Genomic DNA, 20,758 nt, shown 5'->3' with positions numbered 1-20,758 from the left:
TTTATAATGGACAGCCACTTTAAAAATATGCGTTAGAAAATATATGTTAGTGAAATCAATATTCATATCAGTGGACAGGCACTGCTTTTGTGATTTCGTCGGCTTTTGAATAATTTGACCCTAAGTACCTCCACGCTTCATATTGCTCGTCATCATGCCACGTAATACCAATATACTCTTGCCAGTTTTCGAAATCTTTTGTGCGGTATTTTTCAACACCACAGCCACCTGCGCCAAAAGCAGTACGGCAAATTTTTACAGTAAGATGAGTACCGTCAAAATTCAGCTGTGATTGCTTATTATTGCAAACACTTAAAGGACGAGTAGGAAATGTAAGAATTACTTTTGTTTTTATGCTGCCATTATGATTGAAGACACCAGTGAGGGAATGACATGAGTTTAGGTAGAACTGAGTAGCACCAATAGTAAGGTCTGGTTGCTTATTTTGAGTAAAATTAGATAGCTGCGGTTTATCACCGCAAGAAGCTATCAACAAAACCATAATAAAACATAAGATTTGTAAAGAATATTTATAAATTAAGGCGATCTCACTAAAACATGACTTAACACCTAAATTACTGGTTAAGCCCTAACTCCATGAATAAACTTTGTGGATTTTCGCTGTAATTCCCAAACGGACCACAACGATTGAAACCTAAGTTTTCGTATAAGCTAATAGATTCTGTTTGCTTAGGACCTGTTTCTAATCGAATAAGCGGAATGAGTTGCTCACCAGCTTGATGCAATAAAATTTGCATAATTCGACGTGATAAACCTTTACCACGGTAACTTGGTTTTACATATAACCGGCGGATTTCACCGTATGGAGGGTTGCCTTCTTGCATCACAATTGCGCCACATGCAACGATACCATCTTCATTTCTTAAGCCTATAGCATATACATTAGGCTCATCTAACTCTTCAACACTTAAAGATTGGGCGGTAGCAACAGGGTATAATGAGTTTATGAGTCGGTCTATATCAGAAAACACGTTAACTACTTCAGGATCATGTGGATTTAAATCGACTAACTGCATAAAACTCCCATTTTTATATGTCGGTTTTGTTAATGATGTTAACAATAATATCGGATATTAGTCTGTTCCTCTACTCTTGTTTTCAATATTCATTTTTATAGGTACTGTTCAGACCGCCATACTATCGCTTAGTTCAACGGTATGTAACTGAAAAAACGCCCAGTTGATAAAAATTAAAGTCCAACCTACACCACCCTATTTAGGATTAATGCTTTCTGCTGACAAATTTTAACAAGACAGTCACTTAAAAATAAAAGCCTTAGAGTTGAAATGAAATTCATCTTAGTTTCAGTTGAAAATGACTTCGCAGAACCACTTATTTAGAAAGTACTGATTTATTCTTAAATTTTGAGACCTATTTCAATATGTATGAGAACCTCTAGACATACTAAAGCGGTGAAGTTAAATCCACCTTACAAAATCACATTGAAATTAGCTAGCAAACAATAATCGACTATTAGTACAGTTACTTCGTCGCCTGCGAGCAGTTTTACTACAATAATTTTCAATTGCACCTACTCGACCTACAGCTCCATGAAATAAGTTTTCAAAGTAAGTTGTTAGTGTTAACCATTTTTCCGGTTCGAAATTCAGCCTTTCAAGAATAGGAGGTAAATTATGCTCTATATATCCAGGCTTACCCGCACTGATACAACGCCCTGTTTGCTCCACGAGTAACAGGTATGACTTTAACTCAAAAGTTATTCCCTTTGACTTATACCTACTCATACCACCAATAAAACGAGCTAGTACCATAGGTTGCTTTGACTCCTTCGCGCTCTGGAATCGCTTTTTAAAACTGGTATAGTTCGATTGCTCCGGCGTGCTCGCAGCTTTAGCACGAACAGGGTTTAAATCAACATAGGCCATACATGCTAAAAGTGCTGACTCATCAAGCAATGCTTGGCTCTTAAAGCGCCCTTCCCAAAAGTGACCAGTACATTCGTCTTCTTTATTCGCACGCCTGGCAATATATTCATTAAGCATTCGCATAAACCAACTAATGCTCGAAAGGCGCGTCCTATATTCTGCAACCTCTTTATTTAAGAAGACTTGTTGGCCGTCACTCAGTCGCTCACCATGGAGGAACTTTTGGCCTAAAGGCGTCATTTTACTGAGCTTAAACCAGCGTAAAAGAATGGCTTTATCCGATAACCTATTTGCTTTTTTATCATCAACATAAAGCACAATATGAGTATGATTGCTCATCACCGCATAAGCACATACATCAATACAAAATATCTTTGCAAGAAAAAGTAGGCGCTCTTCGACCCAGCCTCTGCGATGTTCATATGATTTACCTGTGAGTGCATCTTCCCCGCAAAGGTAAGCACGTCTGACGCAACGGGATACACAATGATAATATTTGGTGTTCGACAAGCAGATTTGCCGCTTCCTTGCTAAAGCCATCGTTCACTCCTTGAACTGATAATTTGAAATGCGTTAGCTGTAACTAAAGTGTAGACAAAAACTTTTGTACTGCAAGAGCACTTACATCTAGTGACTGTCCATTTAAATTATTTGATTACAGCTGAGGCCTAGGCTTAAAGTGACTGTCTATGTAAAGTAAAGGGTTAAACACTTTGTTACGGAAAAAAGCTGTTCAAATATCGTTAAAACCATATACTGCAAACAACAAGAAAAAAGATGAGGTTTTCTCGTGCAGTTCACTCAAGGTATGGAATACTTCTTTTCTGGCTTTAAATTAATTAGCCAAAAGGGGTTGAAACGTTTTGTACTTATTCCTTTATTAATCAATATCCTGCTATTTGGTAGTTCGCTGTTCTTTTTATATGGCTGGCTCACTGATGGCTTTGCTTACATGAACTCGTTATTACCCGAATGGCTTAGCTGGCTCGAATGGCTAATGTGGCCGATTGCCGTGCTGGTGATTTTATTTAGTTACAGCATGCTCTTCACGGTTATCACTAATTTTATAGCAGCTCCATTCAACGGCCTACTCAGTGAAAAAGTCGAGCTTTACTTAACGGGGCAAAAAATTAATGACGACAGCCTTTTCGATACAATGAAAGATGTGCCACGTATGCTAGGTAGAGAATGGACAAAACTGTGCTATTACCTACCGCGCGCTATAGGCTTTTTTATTTTATTGTGGATTTTACCTGTGATCGGGCAAGTTTTATGGGTGTTATTCACCTGTTGGATGTATGCAGTGCAATACGAAGACTATGCGTTCGATAACCATAAAATTAGCTTTAACGAAATGAAAAATGACTTAAAGCAAAAGCAAACACTTTCTTATGGTTTTGGATTAGCGGTAATGATTTTAACTGCCATTCCATTCGTAAACCTTATTGTCATGCCTGTTGCAGTGTGCGGCGGTACTCGTTTATGGGTCGATAATTATCGTAGTAAATACCGTTAAAAATTAGGTTTTCAGATACCTAATAAAAAGGCCAATAGTGTTAGCTATTGGCCTTTTTAATTTCAAATTAAGGTTAACTATAGAGGCTTTGCGGCACCTTAGTTACATTCAAATGTACCGTGACTTCTTCACGGTCATGATATAAGTGCTTGGCTTGTAATTCGTAACTTACGCCATACTTTTCAAGCTCTTCTTTAATCATTTTTAAACACTCGTAAACGCTATCAAAACGTTTTTTCATCGGTAGTTTAAGATTAAAAATAAGCTCTTTTGCGTAGGCATTCACCGCCCAATCTATCATTAGATTGGTCACTTTAGCCGGCTTTTCTACCATGTCACACACTAACCATTGAATATTGCGCTTTTCTGGGCGGTATTTAAAACCATCTACTCTAAAGTGCTTTACCTGACCAGTTTCCATCAAGTCATCATTCATAGGGCCATTATCGATTGCGCTTACAAACATTCCACGGCGCACCAGCTGATAAGTCCAACCACCTGGGCAAGCGCCTAAATCAACCCCTCGCATGCCAGGTTGCATACGCTCTTCAGCTTCATGAGGTGGAATAAATACGTTAAAGGCTTCATCAAGTTTCAACGTTGAGCGGCTCGGCGCATCATTAGGCATACGTAGACGCGGAATGCCCATAAAGAAAGGCGAATTATTAAATGTATATGAGTAGCCAACATAAGCACTGTCGTTTGCTAAAAATAACACATGCATAACTGGTTTTTTCTCGGCAAGCTCGCGTGTTACCTTCGAGCGCTTTTCAAGCGATTTTTTCAGTGGTGTCGAAATCTTTTTGCAGAACTTACTCAGCTCTTTACCTTCGTTGGTATCTGGCGTTTCTACGCGTAGGTCACCACATTCAGGAAACTCAGCGGCAGCATCAACAATGGCACTTACACGGTCTTCAAGTGGCATGTTATCAACTAAGGTGCCAGTAAACCATTGGCGAGCAAATACCATATTTTTGAAATCTACTTTTTTTATAATTTCTTCACCGTGGCTTGCATCAAAACATTCGTAAACAACAATACCTGTATTTGGTTTTGTTTTTACGTAACCTGCAAAGCCTTGTTCAGCAGCCTGAAAAGTAATTTCAGCAGCGGCATCATTTTCAAAACCACTGCGACAATAAATAACTACACTCGACATAGATAACCCTTAAAACTTATATCGTGCTGCCTGAACTAACAAAATAGCCCAACCAATAATAAAACAAACACCGCCAATTGGGGTGATAGGCCCAAGCCACTTCATGCCCGTTAGTGCGAGTAAATACAAACTACCGCTAAATAACACGGTCCCTGCGATAAAAAATCCACCAGCCCAGCTTAAGTTCATGCCCCACTTAATTAAGATAGCAATTGCTATCAATGCAAGGCCATGCACCATTTGATATTCAGCAGCGGTTTTAAAAATTCCAATCGCATACTCAGAAACGCGGCTTTTTAAACCATGAGCAGCAAATGCGCCAAGCATTACCGAAAGCATGCAAAATAAGCTACCAATCATTAAATATAGTTTGATCATTGCGCATCTCCAGCCGCTAAATTCATAATAAACTGCGCTGCATAATCTGCAGCTTGCTTTAAGTTTTCTTGCTCTGTAATGCCACTTTTTTTGCGAGGTTTTAATGAGTGGTCACCATCTTTGAGAAATTTAATCTCTGGCGGGTTGACCATTTCAAGTTCAGCGAGCTCTTGCTGATTCCCAAACGTATCACGCTCACCTTGCAGGACTAAAAAAGGGCATGGCATATCAACAAAATGGTCTATGCGAAGTTTTTCGGGTTTACCCGGTGGGTGAAACGGATAGCCAAAAGCAACCACGCCAGCAATTTGAGCTTGGTCCTGCTCGGTACAGAGCATAGAAGCCATACGCCCACCCATAGATTTACCCCCAATAAATAGCGGTAAATCTGGCTGGCGCTCGGCTAAAACTTCACTAAAGTAGGCAAGTAACTTAGGAGCACGCTCGGGTGGCCTACGCTTGCCTGTTTCTTTTGCAATTTGCATATACTGAAAATCAAACAGGGCTACATCAATCCCATGCTGACTAATCAAGTTAGCCATTGTTTGCATAAACTCAGAATCACTGCCTGCCCCTGCACCATGGGCAAATATAAATTGTGCACGCGCCTTGCCCGTTGCACTTTTAAACCACTGTAACATGTTAATACTCTTGTTCTTGTTCAACTAAGCTCAGCATCCAGTCTTTGAAAGAGACTATTTTGCCAAGCTCTGTTTGCGATTCGCGGATCACTAAATAGTACGCATTTTTACTTTCTAATGAGTGACTAAATGGAATGACGAGTCGGCCCGCATCAATATCGGGTTTTGCTAAAACGCTATTACCAATTGCAACCCCCTGCCCATGAACCGCGGCTTGCAATACCATCGATGAGTGACTAAAAATCGGCCCTTGGTTAACTTGTACATTACGTACACCTGCCGTTTTCATCCAGGTTTTCCAATTTTTACGGGTGGTATCATGCAATAAGGTATGATTTGCTAAATCACTGGGTTGATTAAGCGGTTTAGGGCCCGTTAACAACAATGGGCTACATAAAGGCACTAGATATTCAGTGTGGAGCTTATATGTCTGAACCCCACTCCAGTGACCACGGCCGTAGTAAATAGCAATATCAACATCGTCAGAAAGTGAATTTTCATCCTGATCTTGCGCCTTAATTCGCACGTCGATTTCTGGATGTAATTCATTAAATAAACTAAGTCTGGGTACTAACCATTGAATCGCAAAGCTTGGCGTTAAACTTACCGTTAATGAACCTTTCGCACCTCGGGCAAGTAGTTTTTCTGTGGCATCAATCAGCTGGGTAAAAATTTCTTTAATATCTAAAAAGTAGCCTTGCCCTTCTTCGGTTAACAGCAAAGAACGATTTTTACGTAAAAACAGCTTTAAACCTAAATGCTCTTCAAGGGTTTTAATTTGGTGGCTCACCGCGGCCTGCGTTACATATAGCTCTTCTGCTGCTTTGGTAAAGCTCAAATGGCGGGCAGCGGCTTCGAATGCTTTTAGTGCATTTAAAGGAGGTAAACGACGAGACATAAACACCAAACTTAGAATTAGTTTTTCTTATGCGTCGATTATAGCGATACAAATAAAAAAAGGCGACCATGGTCGCCTTTTTCATACTTAAATACTTATAAATCGCTTGCGCTGGTATCAAGTGGTGCAAAGCTTTTAACTAAGTCATCAACCGCTTTCATTTGCGATAAATAACCTTCTAGCTTGCTTAGTGCTAGTGCACATGGACCATCACATTTCGCTTCATTCGGATTAGGATGCGCTTCAATGAATAAACCCGCAATACCTAATGCCATACCGCTGCGAGCAAGTTCTGCAGCTTGCGCACGGCGACCATCCGCAGAGTCAGCTCGGCCACCTGGGCGTTGTAATGCGTGTGTTGCATCAAAGATTACCGGCGCCATAGGCTTCATGTCATCCATACCAAGCATATCAACCACAAGGTTGTTATAACCAAAACTAGTACCACGCTCACACAGTGCAACATTATTGTTGCCCGCTTCATTAAACTTTTTAATGATATGACGCATTTCGTGTGGTGCCAAAAACTGCGGCTTTTTCACATTGATAATAGCGCCAGTTTTTGCCATGGCTACAACTAGATCAGTTTGACGAGCAAGGAATGCCGGTAACTGAATTACATCAACCACTTCTGCTACAGGAGCAGCTTGATGCGGCTCATGTACGTCGGTGATCAGTGGCACATTAAAAGTAGATTTAATTTCTTCAAAGATTTTTAAACCTTCTTCCATGCCCGGGCCACGGTATGAGTTAATTGAAGAGCGATTAGCTTTATCAAAAGAGGCTTTAAAAACGTATGGAATGTTTAGCTTTGATGTTACTTCTACGTAATGCTCCGCAATACGCATCGCTAAATCACGTGATTCAAGTACGTTCATACCACCAAACAATACAAATGGTTTGTCGTTGGCTAATTCAATCTCGTTAATTTTAATTAACTGGTTGTTCATTTCTATTCCTTAAGGTGCAACAGCTTGTAGCATTAATCCACAAATATAAGCCATGTAAGTACCTACACCATAGCCTAAAACAGCAAGTAAAACACCTACTGGCGCAAGCGATGGGTGGAAAGCTGATGCAACAACAGGTGCTGATGCCGCGCCGCCTACATTGGCTTGAGAGCCTACTGCCATGTAAAACAGTGGAGCTTTAATTAATTTCGCCACAATAAGCATTAAGCTTGCATGGGTAATCATCCAAATCGCACCCAGTACAAAGTACATTGGCGAGTCAAAAATCGCAGTAATATTCATGTGTAAGCCAATTGAAGCAACAAGAATATATAAAAAGCTTGATGCTACTTTTGACGCGCCAAAGGCTTCAATATGGCGAACTTTAGTAAACGATAAACTAATACCAATTGTGGTAGAGATAACGATTAACCAGAAGAATTTACTGTTTAAACTATACTCTTGTGCCCATGGAAAGTTAGCCCCAAAAAACGGACCTAAAAAGTCAGCACAAAAATGTGCCAGGCCAGTAATACCAAAGGCAATAGCGATAATCGTCATGTAATCATTTAAGGTAGGCATGCGCGCATGCTCAGCGTGATACTTTTCTACGCGCTCTTTTAAATCTTCAATTGCACGCGTATCTGCGCCTGTTTTAGCATCAATCGCCTTATGGTTTGCTGCCATTAATAACAACACAGCCATCCATAAGTTAGCCACAATTACGTCCACGGTCACCATTGCAGAGAAGATATCGCCGCCTACTTCAAACATTTCTTTCATTGAAGCTTGGTTTGCGCCGCCACCAATCCAGCTGCCGGCAATGGTCGTCATACCACGCCAAACAGCATCAGGGCCATGACCACCTACAGCCTCTGGGTAAACAGCACTCATCACTAATATAGCCAGTGGGCCACCGATAACAATACCCATGGTGCCTGTTAAAAACATGATTAATGCTTTCGGGCCTAGATTAAGAATCGCTTTTAAGTCAATACTGATAGTAAGCAATATCAAGCAAGCTGGTAGTAAATAGCGCGACGCCACAAAATATACATTTGAAGAATGGCCATCAACAATACCAAAGGTATTGAGTAATGATGGTAAAAAATAGCAAAGCAATAATGCCGGTACATATTTATAAAATTTTTGGCAGGCAGCATTATTACTGTGCGAGGTTTTAAAAATAAACCCCAAAATAACGGCAAGCAAACCAAGTACGACTGCGTCATTGGTAATTAGCGCACTGTGGGCGTCAGTCATAAATGTTCCTTTAAATTAGTGGTGTGTATTATTGTTGTCTTCTATTTCAGCAATTTGATGCTGAATAACTTCGATAGCAGGATCATCTGGGCACTCATTAACAAAGTACTGCAAATCATCACGTGCCATTTTTGGGCAATCTAGCTGATTAAGTAAATAGCCGCGGTCACGACGCTCATACGGGTCATCACCAAGTAATTCCATCAGCATTTCCACACAATGCAAAGCATGGCCAAATTTACTTTCGCTGATAAACGACCATTTTTGTTGGGCTAGATACAGCTTATACAGCTCTTCTTCAAAAATCAGTTCAAGCGGTTCTTGCTCATCGCCATTTTCTTCACAGGCATTCTCTGGTGTTATATACCAGCTCTGCTGACCTGTGCTTGGCTCAATTAAATAACCTTCTTCATCACTCATCCCAACGTGAACATGCACGTCTCCCTGACTAAGCGTGACTGTGGCGTCTAGTTCAGCATGCTGTAATAAATGACAAAGCAAAATTGCCAGCGTGGTTTGTGTGCCACTGCGCATGGTAATGGTGTAGCTAAAACTATTTAACGTATACTCAGGCACTTTTAAGCTTGATGAGCTAAACAGCCATTGCTGATAAAAGGTATCAAGTAACTTATCGAGACGCTCATGTGGCTCTTTTAATTCAGCGCAAAGAGCTGTTACCGTATTTTCAAGCTCATTAAGTGTGTCATAACAGGCTGTTAAATCAGCTTGTTGATCCCACTTTAATTCGGCGTCGATACAACGATAAAGCACTTTAGAAGAAAATGCGTCAAAGGCCTCATCTTGATAGGATTCATTTTGATCTTCAAACCAAGGGGTGGTCATTTATACTGCTACATCTCTTTCAAAAACGAACAGCTAGTTTACCTACTTTTGCCCTAAGTTACCAATACTGAGCGATGAGATATAAAAAAGCGGTACGACAGCCAATGCAATCAAATACCGCCTAGAGATTTGTTATAAAAGAAGTGCTGTTTTTGCAGACGCTAAATAACCAATTGCTAATAAAATAAGCGTAGTTACTGCAAGTAATAAAACCTTCGCGCCTTGTGCGCTTTGCTTAGCTGCAACAATACCTAGCACAATATAAGCAACCACTAAGATTATCTTTTCTAATAACCAAGATTGTTCAAGTGGGTTAAAACCTGCCATTACAATCAATGCCACGGCAGAAACAAGTAATAAGGTGTCGATACTGTGGCTGCCAATAAACACTACTTTATTTTTTGCCAGAGCGCCCGTCTTTAAGCGTGAAAAAGAACGAACGTAAAATAAGATAATACTCAACACGGCAAACAACATGTGAGTATGTTTTACTGCTAAATAATCCATATGCCCCTAATTTTATTTTAATTAATCTGGATAACGTACAAGTACGTCTTCTATTTCTTTCACACGCTGATTAAACACTTCGATTAGCTTAGGATCAAATTGTTTACCCTGTTGCGCATTAATTTCTTTAACTACATCGTCAAGTGACCACGGCTCTTTGTAACAGCGCTTATGGCGCAGTGCATCAAACACATCAGCTAAAGCCACAATGCGACCAGCGATTGGAATATCTTCACCTTTTAAACCTTTCGGATAGCCTGAACCATCCCAACGCTCATGGTGCGATAACGCAATAACCGCCCCAGTATTCACAATGTCACGACTTGAGCCTTTTAAAATTAAATGACCTTTTTCAGCATGCTGTTGCATGATGGCCCACTCTTCGTCGGTAAGTGGCCCAGGCTTATTTAAAATGGCATCAGGAATACCCACTTTACCCACATCATGCAATGGTGCTGCTAAGCGAATAAGTTCTGCTTCTCGTTTTGATAGACCATAGCCCATGGCAAGTTCATAACAAATGTGCGATACACGTTTTACATGATTACCGGTTTCTGTTGAACGTTGCTCTAATGCTTCACTAAGTCTAAATACTAACTCTTGCTGTGTTGCTTCAATTTCAGATTGTAGCTGCACATTTTCATACGCCAGCTGTACATTTTGCGAGAAAATTTCAATCAAATGGCGCTGAGTGTCGGTTAAATGCTTCGGGATACCGGAAATAAATAACATCGAGTTGTGATTACATTCACTACAGCAATAAGCAAATAAATAGTTTTCACGATAGACGATGGTTTTTTCGCTCAGTGCTTGTTGGCAGGCTTGTAACTGCTCCTCATCAAGCACTTCTTCAATCGCCTTGCCTTCACTGCGTTCAAACTCACCTCGCCCTGAAAAAACCACAAGCTTCTTTTGGTTATCTTGCGGGTTACTGGCAACTAAACTTGTTGCATACATAGCTTGATCAACAGTACCTAGCAATGAGGTAAGTTGCTGCATCACCCCTTCAATAAAGCTTTCTAGTGAATGAGTCGAGAAAATATTTCGCGATGCTTTAATAATTTTTTCAAGGCCTTGGCGAGATTGCTCAATCGATAAAATGTCACGGTAAGAACGTAAGCTCGACATCACCACAGTGAATAGTTTTTGTGCTGTTAGTTCAGTCTTTGATTTGTAGTCATTGATATCGTAATTAACGATAACTTGACGCTCTGGCGCTTGCCCAGGCTGGCCTGTACGAAGAATGATCCGAATGTGATTATTTTTTGCGGTTTCGCGAATGAACTTAGCGACTTTGAGACCTGCATCATCGGTTTCCATAACCACATCGAGTAATACGATAGCAGCATCTGGGTGCTGTTGAATAACCTGCTTGGCTTCTTCACCCGAATAGGCGCTAATAAACTCTAAACGTTTATCTTGAAATTCAAAGTCACTCAACGCAAGCTTTGTTACGGCATGTACTTCTGGCTCGTCATCTACGACGATGACTTTCCAACTACCCTGAACCACCTCATTTACTTCATCAAGTGCTTCATCCGAAAACAAAAAATCATCCATTCTATGGGATCCTCAAAGGCTATGTACGCACAGTGCACTTCATTGTTATTTAGGCCATTGTGCTAACGTTACACGGTCATTACCGCCAAGATCTTTAATTGTAAGTATATGGCTATACGACATTTGTGCAAAAAAATCTTGTACCTTCACACTTTGTTTGTAGCCATGTTCAATTAAAAGATAGCCATTTGTTGCTAAATAGTCACGTGCGATAGTAATAATTTGTTTAATATCAGCCATACCGTCGTCATCTGCAACTAATGCAGAGAGCGGTTCAAAGCGAACATCACCTTGGCTTAAGTGCTCATCATCATGTTCAATATACGGAGGATTGCTAACAATTAGGTCAAACTTTTGTGTACTTACTGCACTAAACCAATTGCTCAACGTAAAAGTGGCGTTGTTAATATTGAGTCGTTGTTTATTCTCTTTGGCAAGCTCAACTGCATCAGCCACTCTATCAACCCCTGTCACCTGCCAATTAGGCATTTCACTGGCTAATGCCAAGGCAATTGCCCCTGTGCCAGTGCCTAAGTCAAGCACGTTTGCAGCAGTAGGAAGCTCAAGGCCTAAAGCATATTCAACTAATGTTTCGGTATCAGGTCTTGGGATCAGAGTTGTTGGATTAACCTTCAAAGGAAGACTCCAAAATTCACGGAAACCAACAATGTGAGCAACTGGTTCACCATTTAAACGACGCTGACATGCTCGTTCAAAATCAAGTTGTTGCTGTTCGGAAAGTTGTTTTTCGGGCCAGGTAAATAAGTAGCTACGAGGTTTATCAAGAATGGATAATAACAGGACTTGTGCGTCTAACTTAGCACTGTCGCTGCTAGGCGTTAATAATGCCGTTGCAGCAACAATTGCTTGTTCAATGTTTTGTGGCACGATTATTCATCGCCCATCGCAGCAAGTAAGTCAGCTTGGTGTTCTTGCATTAGAGGTTCGATAACACTTCCTAAATCACCGGCAACCACTTCATTCAAACGATAAAGTGTTAAATTAATACGGTGATCGGTAATACGACCTTGCGGGTAGTTATAAGTACGAATACGCTCAGAGCGGTCACCACTACCTACTAAGTTACGACGTTCTGACGCTTCAGCCGCTTGACGTTTTTCATCTTCAGCTTGTTGTAAACGTGCACCTAGTACAGACATCGCTTTGGCACGGTTTTTATGCTGTGAACGCTCATCCTGACACTCTACAACCACACCTGTTGGAATGTGTGTAATACGGATTGCTGAGTCAGTTTTATTTACGTGCTGACCACCGGCACCCGATGCTCGGAAGGTATCTACTTTAATATCTGCAGGATTAATCTCAATTGCTTCCGCTTCAGGAATTTCTGCCATAACTGCTACAGTACAAGCTGAGGTATGAACACGGCCTTGCGACTCTGTCTCTGGTACACGCTGTACACGGTGCGCACCTGATTCAAACTTAAGCTGACCATATACGCCTTCGCCAGAGATATGCGCAATGACTTCTTTATAACCGCCATGCTCACCTTCGTTAGTACTTACTACCTCTACTTTCCACTTTTTAGTTTCAGCGTAGCGGCTGTACATACGGAATAAGTCACCTGCGAAGATAGCAGCTTCATCACCACCAGTACCGGCACGAACCTCTAAATAGACGTTATTATTGTCTTTAGGGTCTTTTGGTAACATTAGAATTTGGATTTCATCTTCTAATACAGTTATTTGTGCTTTTGCTTCTTTATATTCTTCTTGCGCCATTTCACGCATATCAGGATCAGAATCTTTTAACATTTCTTCTGCTGTAGCAACATCATCTTGTGCTTGTTGGTAAGCTAAAAATGCTTTAACGATTTCTTCTAATTCTGAGTATTCTTTAGATAAGGCACGAAAGCGATTTTGGTCGCTGATCACAGAGGGGTCGCTTAGTAGCGCTTGCACTTCCTCGTAACGCTCAACTAAGGTTTCTAATTTTCTATAAACAGACTCTTTCATTTAACGACTATTCCTGATCAATACCTAACATTTTCTTTAATTGGCTTAACTCCGCTGCTTCACCTTTTTTAGCAGCATCTTGAATGGCACGGGTAGGTGCGTGCATCAAGCGGTTGGTCAGTTTGTTTGCCAACTCGAGTATTACTTTTTCTGCCTCTTTACCTGCTTGTAGCTGGCCAAGGGCTTTTTCGACAAGTTCTGACTTTATATCTTGTACATCGTTGCGATAATGGCGAATAAGATCCACCGAATCGAGTGAACGCAACCACATAGCAAATTCATCGGTACGTGAGCGAATTATGCTTTGCGCTTGCTCCGCAGCCTGCTCACGGGCGGCGATATTCTCGCTTACTATGGCTTGTAAGTCATCAACTGAATACAAATAGGCAGCATCTAATTCGCCTACTTGGCTTTCGATATCACGCGGTACCGCAATATCGATAAATAACATTGGTTTGTGGCGGCGCTTTTTCAGCGCCTGCTCTACTACCCCTTTACCAATAATAGGCAAGGTACTGGCGGTTGAACTAATAACAATATCGGCGTCGTGTAAACGCTCAGGTAACTGGGCAAGTGCAATCACATCCGCGTTAACCTCACTGGCTAAGGTTTTAGCGCGTTCAATAGTACGGTTTGCCACCGTTATTTTTTGCGGATCGTTTTGGTATAAGTGCTTAGCAACTAATTCAATCGTCTCACCTGCACCTATTAGCAGTACATTGGTTTTATCTAGTTTGCCGTAAATATGTTTCGCAAGATTAACCGCGGCATAAGCAACAGATACTGCGCTGGCACCGATGTCAGTTTCGGTACGAACTTGTTTTGCCACAGAAAATGTTTTTTGAAACAAGCGGTCAAAGGTTACACCAATGGCATCGTGAGTTTTTGCATTATGGTAGGCTTGTTTTATTTGCCCTAAAATTTGCGGCTCGCCGAGTACTAACGAATCTAGACCACAAGACACCCGCATTAAGTGATTAATTGCTTCGTGATCTTCATGGTAATAGGTATTGTTGCTCAGTTCTTGTTCATCCAAACCATGGAAACTGGCTAACCAGCGCAACAAGGTTTGGGAATTACGCTCGGCAAGGCTACAATAGATTTCAGTTCGGTTGCAGGTCGAAACAATAACCGCTTCATTAAAATGCGCATGGCCACTTAATTGCTGTAACGCCTCAGACATTTGCTCAGGCGAAAACGCGACTTTTTCGCGTAATTCTACGGATGCGGTTTTGTGATTTATACCAAGTGCTACGATGGTCATATGTACCAAATATTGCTAAGCCCAGCTGTAAAGGCGTTAATTTTACCAAAAATCAGCGGAATATGGAAAGTAAGGAACGACATTTGATTAAACAATATTTGATTTTATTCATGTTTTTTTTATTTATCGGCGGTTGTGCGCAAAAAATTTCAACTGTTGATTACATTTATCCTGACTGGAAAAGCCGGTTAGAGCAACAAGCTCAATGGCAAGTGCAAGGTAAAATGGCATTTATTAGTACAGAGCAGCGCCAATCAGCCAATTTAAATTGGCAACATGATGAGCAATACAGTGAAATGGTACTTACCAGCTTTATTGGCACCCGCATTCTGTCTTTAAAACAAAATGCACAAGGTGCTGAGCTTGAGTATGACGACAATGTATATACCGACCGTGATGCCTCAATGTTGTTATATCGTTTAACCGGTTTTTCAATCCCATTAGATAATGCCGCAAAATGGCTAAAAGGTACCGTCGAAAACGACCAAGCAAGCTATGATGAGCAAGGCCGTTTAAAAAGTCTTATTTGGCAAGCACACAATGGTCAACAGTGGCAAATAACCTATTCAGATTACATCAAACAAGATGGTTATTGGCTTCCTGTTAAGTTAAGCCTTAAAAACAAGAAAATTCGTATTAAAATTCAACTTAATGATTGGCAGTTAAATTAATCATGACACACGCTTCAACCGCCCCGCTAACTCTGATAGCACCTGCAAAACTTAATTTATTCCTTCATATAAATGGCCGCCGTGAAGATGGCTACCATGAACTCGAAACCTTATTTACCTTTTTAGAGTTTGGTGATGACTTAACATTTACGGTTAGTAACGAGCCAGATATTTCTGTAACCGGTGATACAAACGGCATTGAGCTTGCAGATAACCTTATATATAAAGCAGCCCGTTTATTACAACAGCACTGTGATTGCCAACAAGGCGCTTCAATAAAGCTATTAAAACGTTTGCCTATGGGCGGCGGTGTTGGCGGCGGCTCATCTGATGCCGCCACTACCCTACTTGCTCTTAATAAACTATGGGGTTGTGATTTATCACTTACAGAATTAGCAGAGCTTGGGGTGAAATTAGGCGCTGATGTACCAGTATTTATAAATGGTCACACTGCCATTGCGCATGGGATTGGCGAGCAGCTAGAAAATGTTGAATTACCGCAAAGTTGGTTCTGTGTGGTACATCCAGGGCAGCATGTGAGCACCGCGAAAATTTTTACCCACCCAGATTTAAAGCGCAACACACCTAAGCTAAAAGCAGACTGGCAAACAGAAAATTTAGGCAATGATTGTGAGGCTTTAGTTAAAAAGCTTTGCCCCGAGGTTGAAAAAGCCCTGCAGTGGTTGCTAAAATACGCCCCGTCAAAGATGACTGGTACAGGCGCTTGCTGCTTTGCTGAGTTTTCAACCGAGGCACAAGCACAACAAGTTTTAGCTCAATTACCAGAAAAATGGACAGGTTTTGTTGCAAGTAGTGCTACACTTTCTCCTGCTCATACAGCATTAAATGCTCACTTTGAAATGAAGTAACGTACAAGTAAATGTTAACCTGCTTTGGTGCCTACCATAGCCTGTTAGTCCCAAAATTCAGTGCCTGAGGAACCCTACCGTGCCTGACATGAAGCTCTTCGCTGGTAACGCAACACCTGAGCTAGCTCAAAAAGTTGCAAAACGTTTGTATATTGAATTAGGCGATGCTGTTGTTGGCCGTTTTAGTGACGGTGAGATCAGTGTTCAAATTAATGAAAATGTTCGTGGCTCTGACGTTTTCATTGTCCAATCAACCTGTAACCCTACTAACGATAACTTAATGGAGCTTATCGTTATGGTTGATGCCCTACGTCGTGCGTCTGCTGGACGTATTACTGCCGTTATCCCTTACTTTGGTTATTCACGTCAAGACCGCCGCGTGCGTTCTGCTCGCGTACCAATTACAGCTAAAGTAGTTGCAGATTTCCTTTCAAGTGTTGGTGTTGACCGCGTTCTAACGGTTGATTTACACGCTGAACAAATCCAAGGTTTCTTCGACGTACCAGTTGATAACGTATTTGGTAGCCCAGTTTTACTTGAAGATATGAAAGAACGCGACTTCGATGACGTTGTTGTTGTTTCTCCTGATATCGGTGGTGTTGTTCGAGCTCGTGCAATCGCTAAGCTATTAAACGACACAGACCTTGCTATTATCGACAAGCGTCGTCCACAAGCAAACGTTTCACAAGTAATGCACATTATTGGTGACGTTGAAGGTCGTGACTGTATTATTGTTGATGACATGATCGATACCGGTGGCACTTTATGTAAAGCAGCAGCAGCGCTTAAAGAACACGGTGCGAAACGCGTATTTGCTTATGCCACTCACCCGGTACTTTCAGGTAATGCAGCTGAGAACATCCGTAACTCAGTCATTGACGAAGTTATTGTAACTGACTCAATCACACTAACTGACGAGCTTAAAGCAATTGATAAAATCAAAGTGCTTACACTTGCAGATATGCTTGCTGAAACAATCCGTCGTATCAGCAACGAAGAATCTATTTCAGCGATGTTCGAACACTAATCAACTTCACTGAGATACTGAAAAAAGCACCGCTTAGGTGCTTTTTTTGTAGTCGTTATTTATTTTCCCCAAAAGGGGTGGTATGATAGCGCGCCTTTTGGCTGGGGACCTTGGTCGCAAAGGCCCTAAGACTATTAATTATTGGAGACATTATGTCAACTTACACATACAATGCAGAATTACGTACAGAAACAGGTACTGGTGCGAGCCGCCGCCTACGCCGTGAAGATAAAGTTCCTGCAATCCTTTACGGTGCTGACAAAGAAGCTGCATCAATCGTTCTTGCACATAAAGATATGATCAAAGCGCAAGAAGACGAAGGTTTCTACACGCATATCCTTACTTTAAACATCGGTGGCGAGTCTGTTGAAGCTATCCTTAAAGATATTCAACGTCACCCGTTCAAGCCTAAGATCACTCACTTAGACTTCCAACGTGTAGATGCTTCTCACAAACTTCACACTAAGGTGCCTGTACACTTCATCGGTGAAGAGAAAGTAACTAAAGCTGGTAACACTGTTGTTCACCAATTAACTGAAATCGAAATCACGTGTCTTCCTAAAGCACTTCCAGAGTTCGTTGAAGTTAACGTTTCAGATTTAGTAGCTGGTGATTCAATCCACCTTTCTGACCTTAAACTTCCTTCAGGTGTTGCATCTGTTGAGCTAACTAAAGGCGCTGATCACGATCAGTCAGTTGTTACTGTTAAAGCTAACAAAGCAGCTCCAGCTGAAGAAGAAGCTTCAGAAGACGCTGCAGAATAATTTTTAAGGTGTAAACACCTTGAATTCTATTCAAATGCTTGTGGGCCTGGCTAATCCAGGCCCCGAATACGCAAACACACGCCATAATGCAGGTGCTTGGTTCATCGAAGAACTGGCTGCACGTTATAACTGCACACTCAAACATGATCCTAAATATCACGGCCTCACCGGCAAAGTGATTATTCAAGGCCAAGAATTTAAATTACTGATCCCTACAACTTATATGAATTTAAGTGGTAAGGCGGTGAGTAGTCTCGCTAATTTCTTTAAAATCCCTGTTGAGAACATCCTCGTTGCTCACGACGAAATGGACTTAGATCCTGGGATTGCAAAACTTAAAAAAGGTGGCGGCCACGGCGGTCACAATGGTTTAAAAGATATTATTGCGAAAATGGCAAACCAAAAAGATTTCATGCGCCTTCGCATAGGCATTGGTCATCCAGGTCACCGAGAAATGGTAACAGGCTGGGTGCTAGGTAAAGCCGCGAAAGACGATCAAGAAAAAATGGACGCCGCCGTTGACGAAGCAGTTCGTTGTATGGAAATACTTGCAAAAGATGGTGTGTTAAAAGCACAAAACAGACTACATTCATTTAAACCTTAATCCGTTTTAATGAAATTACACAAGGTATCTTACTATGGGTTTTAAATGTGGCATCGTTGGTTTGCCAAACGTTGGTAAATCAACTCTATTTAATGCACTAACTAAAGCGGGTATTGAAGCCGCTAACTTCCCTTTCTGTACCATTGAGCCTAACACGGGTGTGGTACCGGTTCCTGATGCGCGCTTAAATGATTTAGCCGCTATCGTAAATCCTCAGCGTATTTTACCAACGACGATGGAATTCGTTGATATTGCCGGTCTAGTAAAAGGCGCATCGAAAGGTGAAGGTTTAGGTAACCAATTCCTAGCAAACATTCGTGAAACAGATGCGATTGGTCACGTTGTTCGTTGTTTTGAAGACGAAAACATTGTTCACGTTGCTGGCACAATTGACCCTGCTGATGATATCGATGTAATTAACACTGAATTAGTACTTGCTGATATGGACAGTGCTGATAAAGCGATTGTTCGTAATGCTAAAAAAGCAAAAGGCGGCGACAAAGACGCTAAAGAGCAAAATGCTGTTTTAGAAAAAGTAAAAGTACACTTAGATGAAGGTTTAACGTTACGTTCTTTAGAACTAACAAAAGAAGAAAAAGCAGCGATTAAGCCGCTTAACTTCTTAACAATCAAACCTACCATGTATATTGCTAACGTGGCAGAAGATGGTTTTGAAAATAACCCTTACCTAGACAAAGTACGTGAAATTGCTGCTGCAGAAGATGCGGTTGTTATTCCAGTATGTGCAGCGATTGAATCTGAGTTATCTGAACTTGAAGAAGAAGATAAACTAGAATTTATGGCTGACCTAGGTTTAGAAGAGCCTGGTCTTAACTTAGTTATCCGTGGTGGTTACGAGTTACTTAAATTACAAACCTACTTCACTGCAGGCGTTAAAGAAGTACGTGCATGGACAATCCCAGTAGGTGCGACTGCACCACAAGCTGCGGGCAAAATCCACACTGACTTTGAGCGTGGCTTTATCCGTGCACAAACTATCGCATTTGACGACTACATTGAGTTTAAAGGCGAAAGCGGTGCTAAAGAAGCTGGTAAGATGCGTCAAGAAGGTAAAGAATACATCGTTAAAGACGGCGATGTGATGAACTTCTTATTTAACGTATAAGCATATTTGCTCATTCGATTATAAAAGGCTCGTTATTACGAGCCTTTTTTATTGCCTAAATATTAAAATGGTGAGTAAAACTTCTGCTGCTATACCTCTGCTTGTTCTTTTTATTGATGTACAATGTTATTTATGCTTAACAGTGAATCGTATTAATAAATACGTCGAAAGCAAATGAGTAATAACAACAGTTAATTGAGGGGATTTCAAAGCTCGCTAGCACTTTTGCGACCTATTGACTGATCGATTAGCAAATTGTGGGAATTTTAAAAGTAAAAATAAGCCCCCTTAGTGACAAAATAGCCTGTATAAATTCATTCGCTTTCGCTTTTTTATGTTTAAATCACCTAAAAGATCACGCTAACTAATTTTGAAACTTGATTTTTGTATGAAAATCAAGCAACTTTAAATGTGCGTTTTAAAGCTCTTACTATGCATTTGGGAATTAAACTCATAAATTGCAGTCAAAAAAACAGCAATTTAAATGAAATTTCGCCACTTAGCTTAATTTTAATGCAAACAAACACTGATAAGCATTTTTTTGCAAAAAAGGTGTTGACGGATTTAGGTCATATCAGCATAATACGCCCCGCACTCAGCGATGAAGTGCTAACAAAAAAGATGGCTAAGTAGCTCAGTTGGTTAGAGCACATCACTCATAATGATGGGGTCACAGGTTCAAATCCCGTCTTAGCCACCATTCTTTTTGTTGCTCAATGAAGAGTTTAAAATAACTACCAGTACTTTAAGTACGAATTATGCGGGAGTGGCGGAATTGGTAGACGCGCTGGATTTAGGTTCCAGTAACTTCGGTTGTGAGAGTTCAAGTCTCTCC

The 20,758-nt window shown here is 41.0% G+C and carries 22 protein-coding genes and 1 tRNA gene; 8 read left to right on the top strand and 15 right to left on the bottom strand.

Features of this window, described 5'->3' with window-relative positions:
• Positions 1-67: 67 nt before the first annotated feature.
• The 3 genes from MTF66_RS14485 to MTF66_RS14475 form a co-directional block, all read right to left on the bottom strand.
• Positions 68-502, bottom strand: a complete 435-nt coding sequence (locus MTF66_RS14485; RefSeq protein ID WP_248527566.1) for a hypothetical protein — start codon at positions 500-502, stop codon at positions 68-70.
• Between the two features lie 73 nt (positions 503-575).
• The gene (locus tag MTF66_RS14480) at positions 576-1,037 is read right to left on the bottom strand and encodes a GNAT family N-acetyltransferase (RefSeq protein ID WP_248527565.1); all 462 of its coding nucleotides are present in this window, start codon (positions 1,035-1,037) and stop codon (positions 576-578) included.
• Between the two features lie 432 nt (positions 1,038-1,469).
• Positions 1,470-2,447 carry a transposase gene (locus MTF66_RS14475; RefSeq protein ID WP_248527564.1) on the bottom strand — a complete coding sequence of 326 codons (978 nt, stop codon included), beginning with the start codon at positions 2,445-2,447 and terminating at the stop codon, positions 1,470-1,472.
• Between the two features lie 268 nt (positions 2,448-2,715).
• Between MTF66_RS14475 and cysZ the strand changes: the two genes are divergently transcribed.
• Positions 2,716-3,423, top strand: coding sequence for a sulfate transporter CysZ (cysZ, locus tag MTF66_RS14470; RefSeq protein WP_181447721.1), 708 nt, complete (start codon positions 2,716-2,718; stop codon positions 3,421-3,423).
• Positions 3,424-3,496: 73 nt separating this feature from the next.
• Here cysZ and rlmM read toward each other — a convergent pair whose 3' ends face one another.
• The 12 genes from rlmM to hemA all read right to left on the bottom strand — a co-directional run bounded on the left by rlmM (position 3,497) and on the right by hemA (position 14,862).
• Positions 3,497-4,582 (bottom strand): 23S rRNA (cytidine(2498)-2'-O)-methyltransferase RlmM, encoded by a 1,086-nt coding sequence (rlmM, locus tag MTF66_RS14465; RefSeq protein ID WP_130167052.1) that lies wholly within the window; start codon positions 4,580-4,582, stop codon positions 3,497-3,499.
• Between the two features lie 9 nt (positions 4,583-4,591).
• Positions 4,592-4,960, bottom strand: a complete 369-nt coding sequence (locus tag MTF66_RS14460; protein ID WP_054551639.1) for a DUF423 domain-containing protein — start codon at positions 4,958-4,960, stop codon at positions 4,592-4,594.
• The gene (locus MTF66_RS14455) at positions 4,957-5,601 is read right to left on the bottom strand and encodes an alpha/beta family hydrolase (protein WP_248527563.1); all 645 of its coding nucleotides are present in this window, start codon (positions 5,599-5,601) and stop codon (positions 4,957-4,959) included. Before MTF66_RS14455 ends, MTF66_RS14460 begins: the two co-directional genes overlap by 4 nt.
• A 1-nt stretch (position 5,602) precedes the next feature.
• Complete coding sequence (locus MTF66_RS14450) at positions 5,603-6,499, bottom strand: transcriptional regulator GcvA (protein ID WP_054561808.1); 897 nt, start codon at positions 6,497-6,499, stop codon at positions 5,603-5,605.
• 95 nt (positions 6,500-6,594) lie between these two features.
• Positions 6,595-7,449 carry a 3-deoxy-8-phosphooctulonate synthase gene (gene kdsA / locus MTF66_RS14445; RefSeq protein WP_054561809.1) on the bottom strand — a complete coding sequence of 285 codons (855 nt, stop codon included), beginning with the start codon at positions 7,447-7,449 and terminating at the stop codon, positions 6,595-6,597.
• Positions 7,450-7,458: 9 nt separating this feature from the next.
• A complete protein-coding gene (locus MTF66_RS14440; protein ID WP_054561810.1) occupies positions 7,459-8,712 on the bottom strand; it encodes a DUF819 domain-containing protein in 1,254 nt (417 codons plus the stop codon).
• A gap of 15 nt (positions 8,713-8,727) precedes the next feature.
• Positions 8,728-9,555, bottom strand: coding sequence for a tetratricopeptide repeat protein (locus tag MTF66_RS14435; RefSeq protein WP_054561811.1), 828 nt, complete (start codon positions 9,553-9,555; stop codon positions 8,728-8,730).
• A gap of 132 nt (positions 9,556-9,687) precedes the next feature.
• Positions 9,688-10,062, bottom strand: a complete 375-nt coding sequence (locus MTF66_RS14430; RefSeq protein WP_248527562.1) for a SirB2 family protein — start codon at positions 10,060-10,062, stop codon at positions 9,688-9,690.
• A gap of 21 nt (positions 10,063-10,083) precedes the next feature.
• Positions 10,084-11,622 carry a DUF3369 domain-containing protein gene (locus MTF66_RS14425; RefSeq protein WP_248527561.1) on the bottom strand — a complete coding sequence of 513 codons (1,539 nt, stop codon included), beginning with the start codon at positions 11,620-11,622 and terminating at the stop codon, positions 10,084-10,086.
• 45 nt (positions 11,623-11,667) lie between these two features.
• Positions 11,668-12,510 (bottom strand): peptide chain release factor N(5)-glutamine methyltransferase, encoded by an 843-nt coding sequence (gene prmC / locus MTF66_RS14420; protein ID WP_248527560.1) that lies wholly within the window; start codon positions 12,508-12,510, stop codon positions 11,668-11,670.
• A 2-nt stretch (positions 12,511-12,512) separates the two neighbouring features.
• Complete coding sequence (prfA, locus tag MTF66_RS14415; protein WP_058585322.1) at positions 12,513-13,598, bottom strand: peptide chain release factor 1; 1,086 nt, start codon at positions 13,596-13,598, stop codon at positions 12,513-12,515.
• Positions 13,599-13,605: 7 nt separating this feature from the next.
• Positions 13,606-14,862 carry a glutamyl-tRNA reductase gene (hemA, locus tag MTF66_RS14410; protein ID WP_248527559.1) on the bottom strand — a complete coding sequence of 419 codons (1,257 nt, stop codon included), beginning with the start codon at positions 14,860-14,862 and terminating at the stop codon, positions 13,606-13,608.
• An 83-nt stretch (positions 14,863-14,945) separates the two neighbouring features.
• On the opposite strand from hemA, the gene lolB reads away from it, so the two are divergent.
• From lolB to MTF66_RS14375, 7 genes are all read left to right on the top strand, one after another.
• Complete coding sequence (gene lolB, locus MTF66_RS14405) at positions 14,946-15,533, top strand: lipoprotein insertase outer membrane protein LolB (RefSeq protein WP_248527558.1); 588 nt, start codon at positions 14,946-14,948, stop codon at positions 15,531-15,533.
• 2 nt (positions 15,534-15,535) lie between these two features.
• Positions 15,536-16,402 carry a 4-(cytidine 5'-diphospho)-2-C-methyl-D-erythritol kinase gene (gene ispE, locus MTF66_RS14400; RefSeq protein ID WP_248527557.1) on the top strand — a complete coding sequence of 289 codons (867 nt, stop codon included), beginning with the start codon at positions 15,536-15,538 and terminating at the stop codon, positions 16,400-16,402.
• 79 nt (positions 16,403-16,481) lie between these two features.
• Positions 16,482-17,429, top strand: a complete 948-nt coding sequence (locus tag MTF66_RS14395; RefSeq protein WP_058585326.1) for a ribose-phosphate pyrophosphokinase — start codon at positions 16,482-16,484, stop codon at positions 17,427-17,429.
• 152 nt (positions 17,430-17,581) lie between these two features.
• Positions 17,582-18,193 (top strand): 50S ribosomal protein L25/general stress protein Ctc, encoded by a 612-nt coding sequence (locus MTF66_RS14390; protein WP_248527556.1) that lies wholly within the window; start codon positions 17,582-17,584, stop codon positions 18,191-18,193.
• 19 nt (positions 18,194-18,212) lie between these two features.
• Positions 18,213-18,797, top strand: coding sequence for an aminoacyl-tRNA hydrolase (gene pth, locus MTF66_RS14385; protein ID WP_082389177.1), 585 nt, complete (start codon positions 18,213-18,215; stop codon positions 18,795-18,797).
• 34 nt (positions 18,798-18,831) lie between these two features.
• Positions 18,832-19,923, top strand: a complete 1,092-nt coding sequence (gene ychF / locus MTF66_RS14380; RefSeq protein ID WP_055022130.1) for a redox-regulated ATPase YchF — start codon at positions 18,832-18,834, stop codon at positions 19,921-19,923.
• Positions 19,924-20,546: 623 nt separating this feature from the next.
• Positions 20,547-20,623 (top strand) — tRNA-Met (locus MTF66_RS14375).
• Positions 20,624-20,758 lie beyond the last annotated feature (135 nt).

The sequence above is a fragment of the Pseudoalteromonas sp. 2CM39R genome (assembly GCF_023161845.1).
Note: the sequence above shows the minus strand (reverse complement) of the source record. Positions and strands in the feature narration are given on the sequence as shown.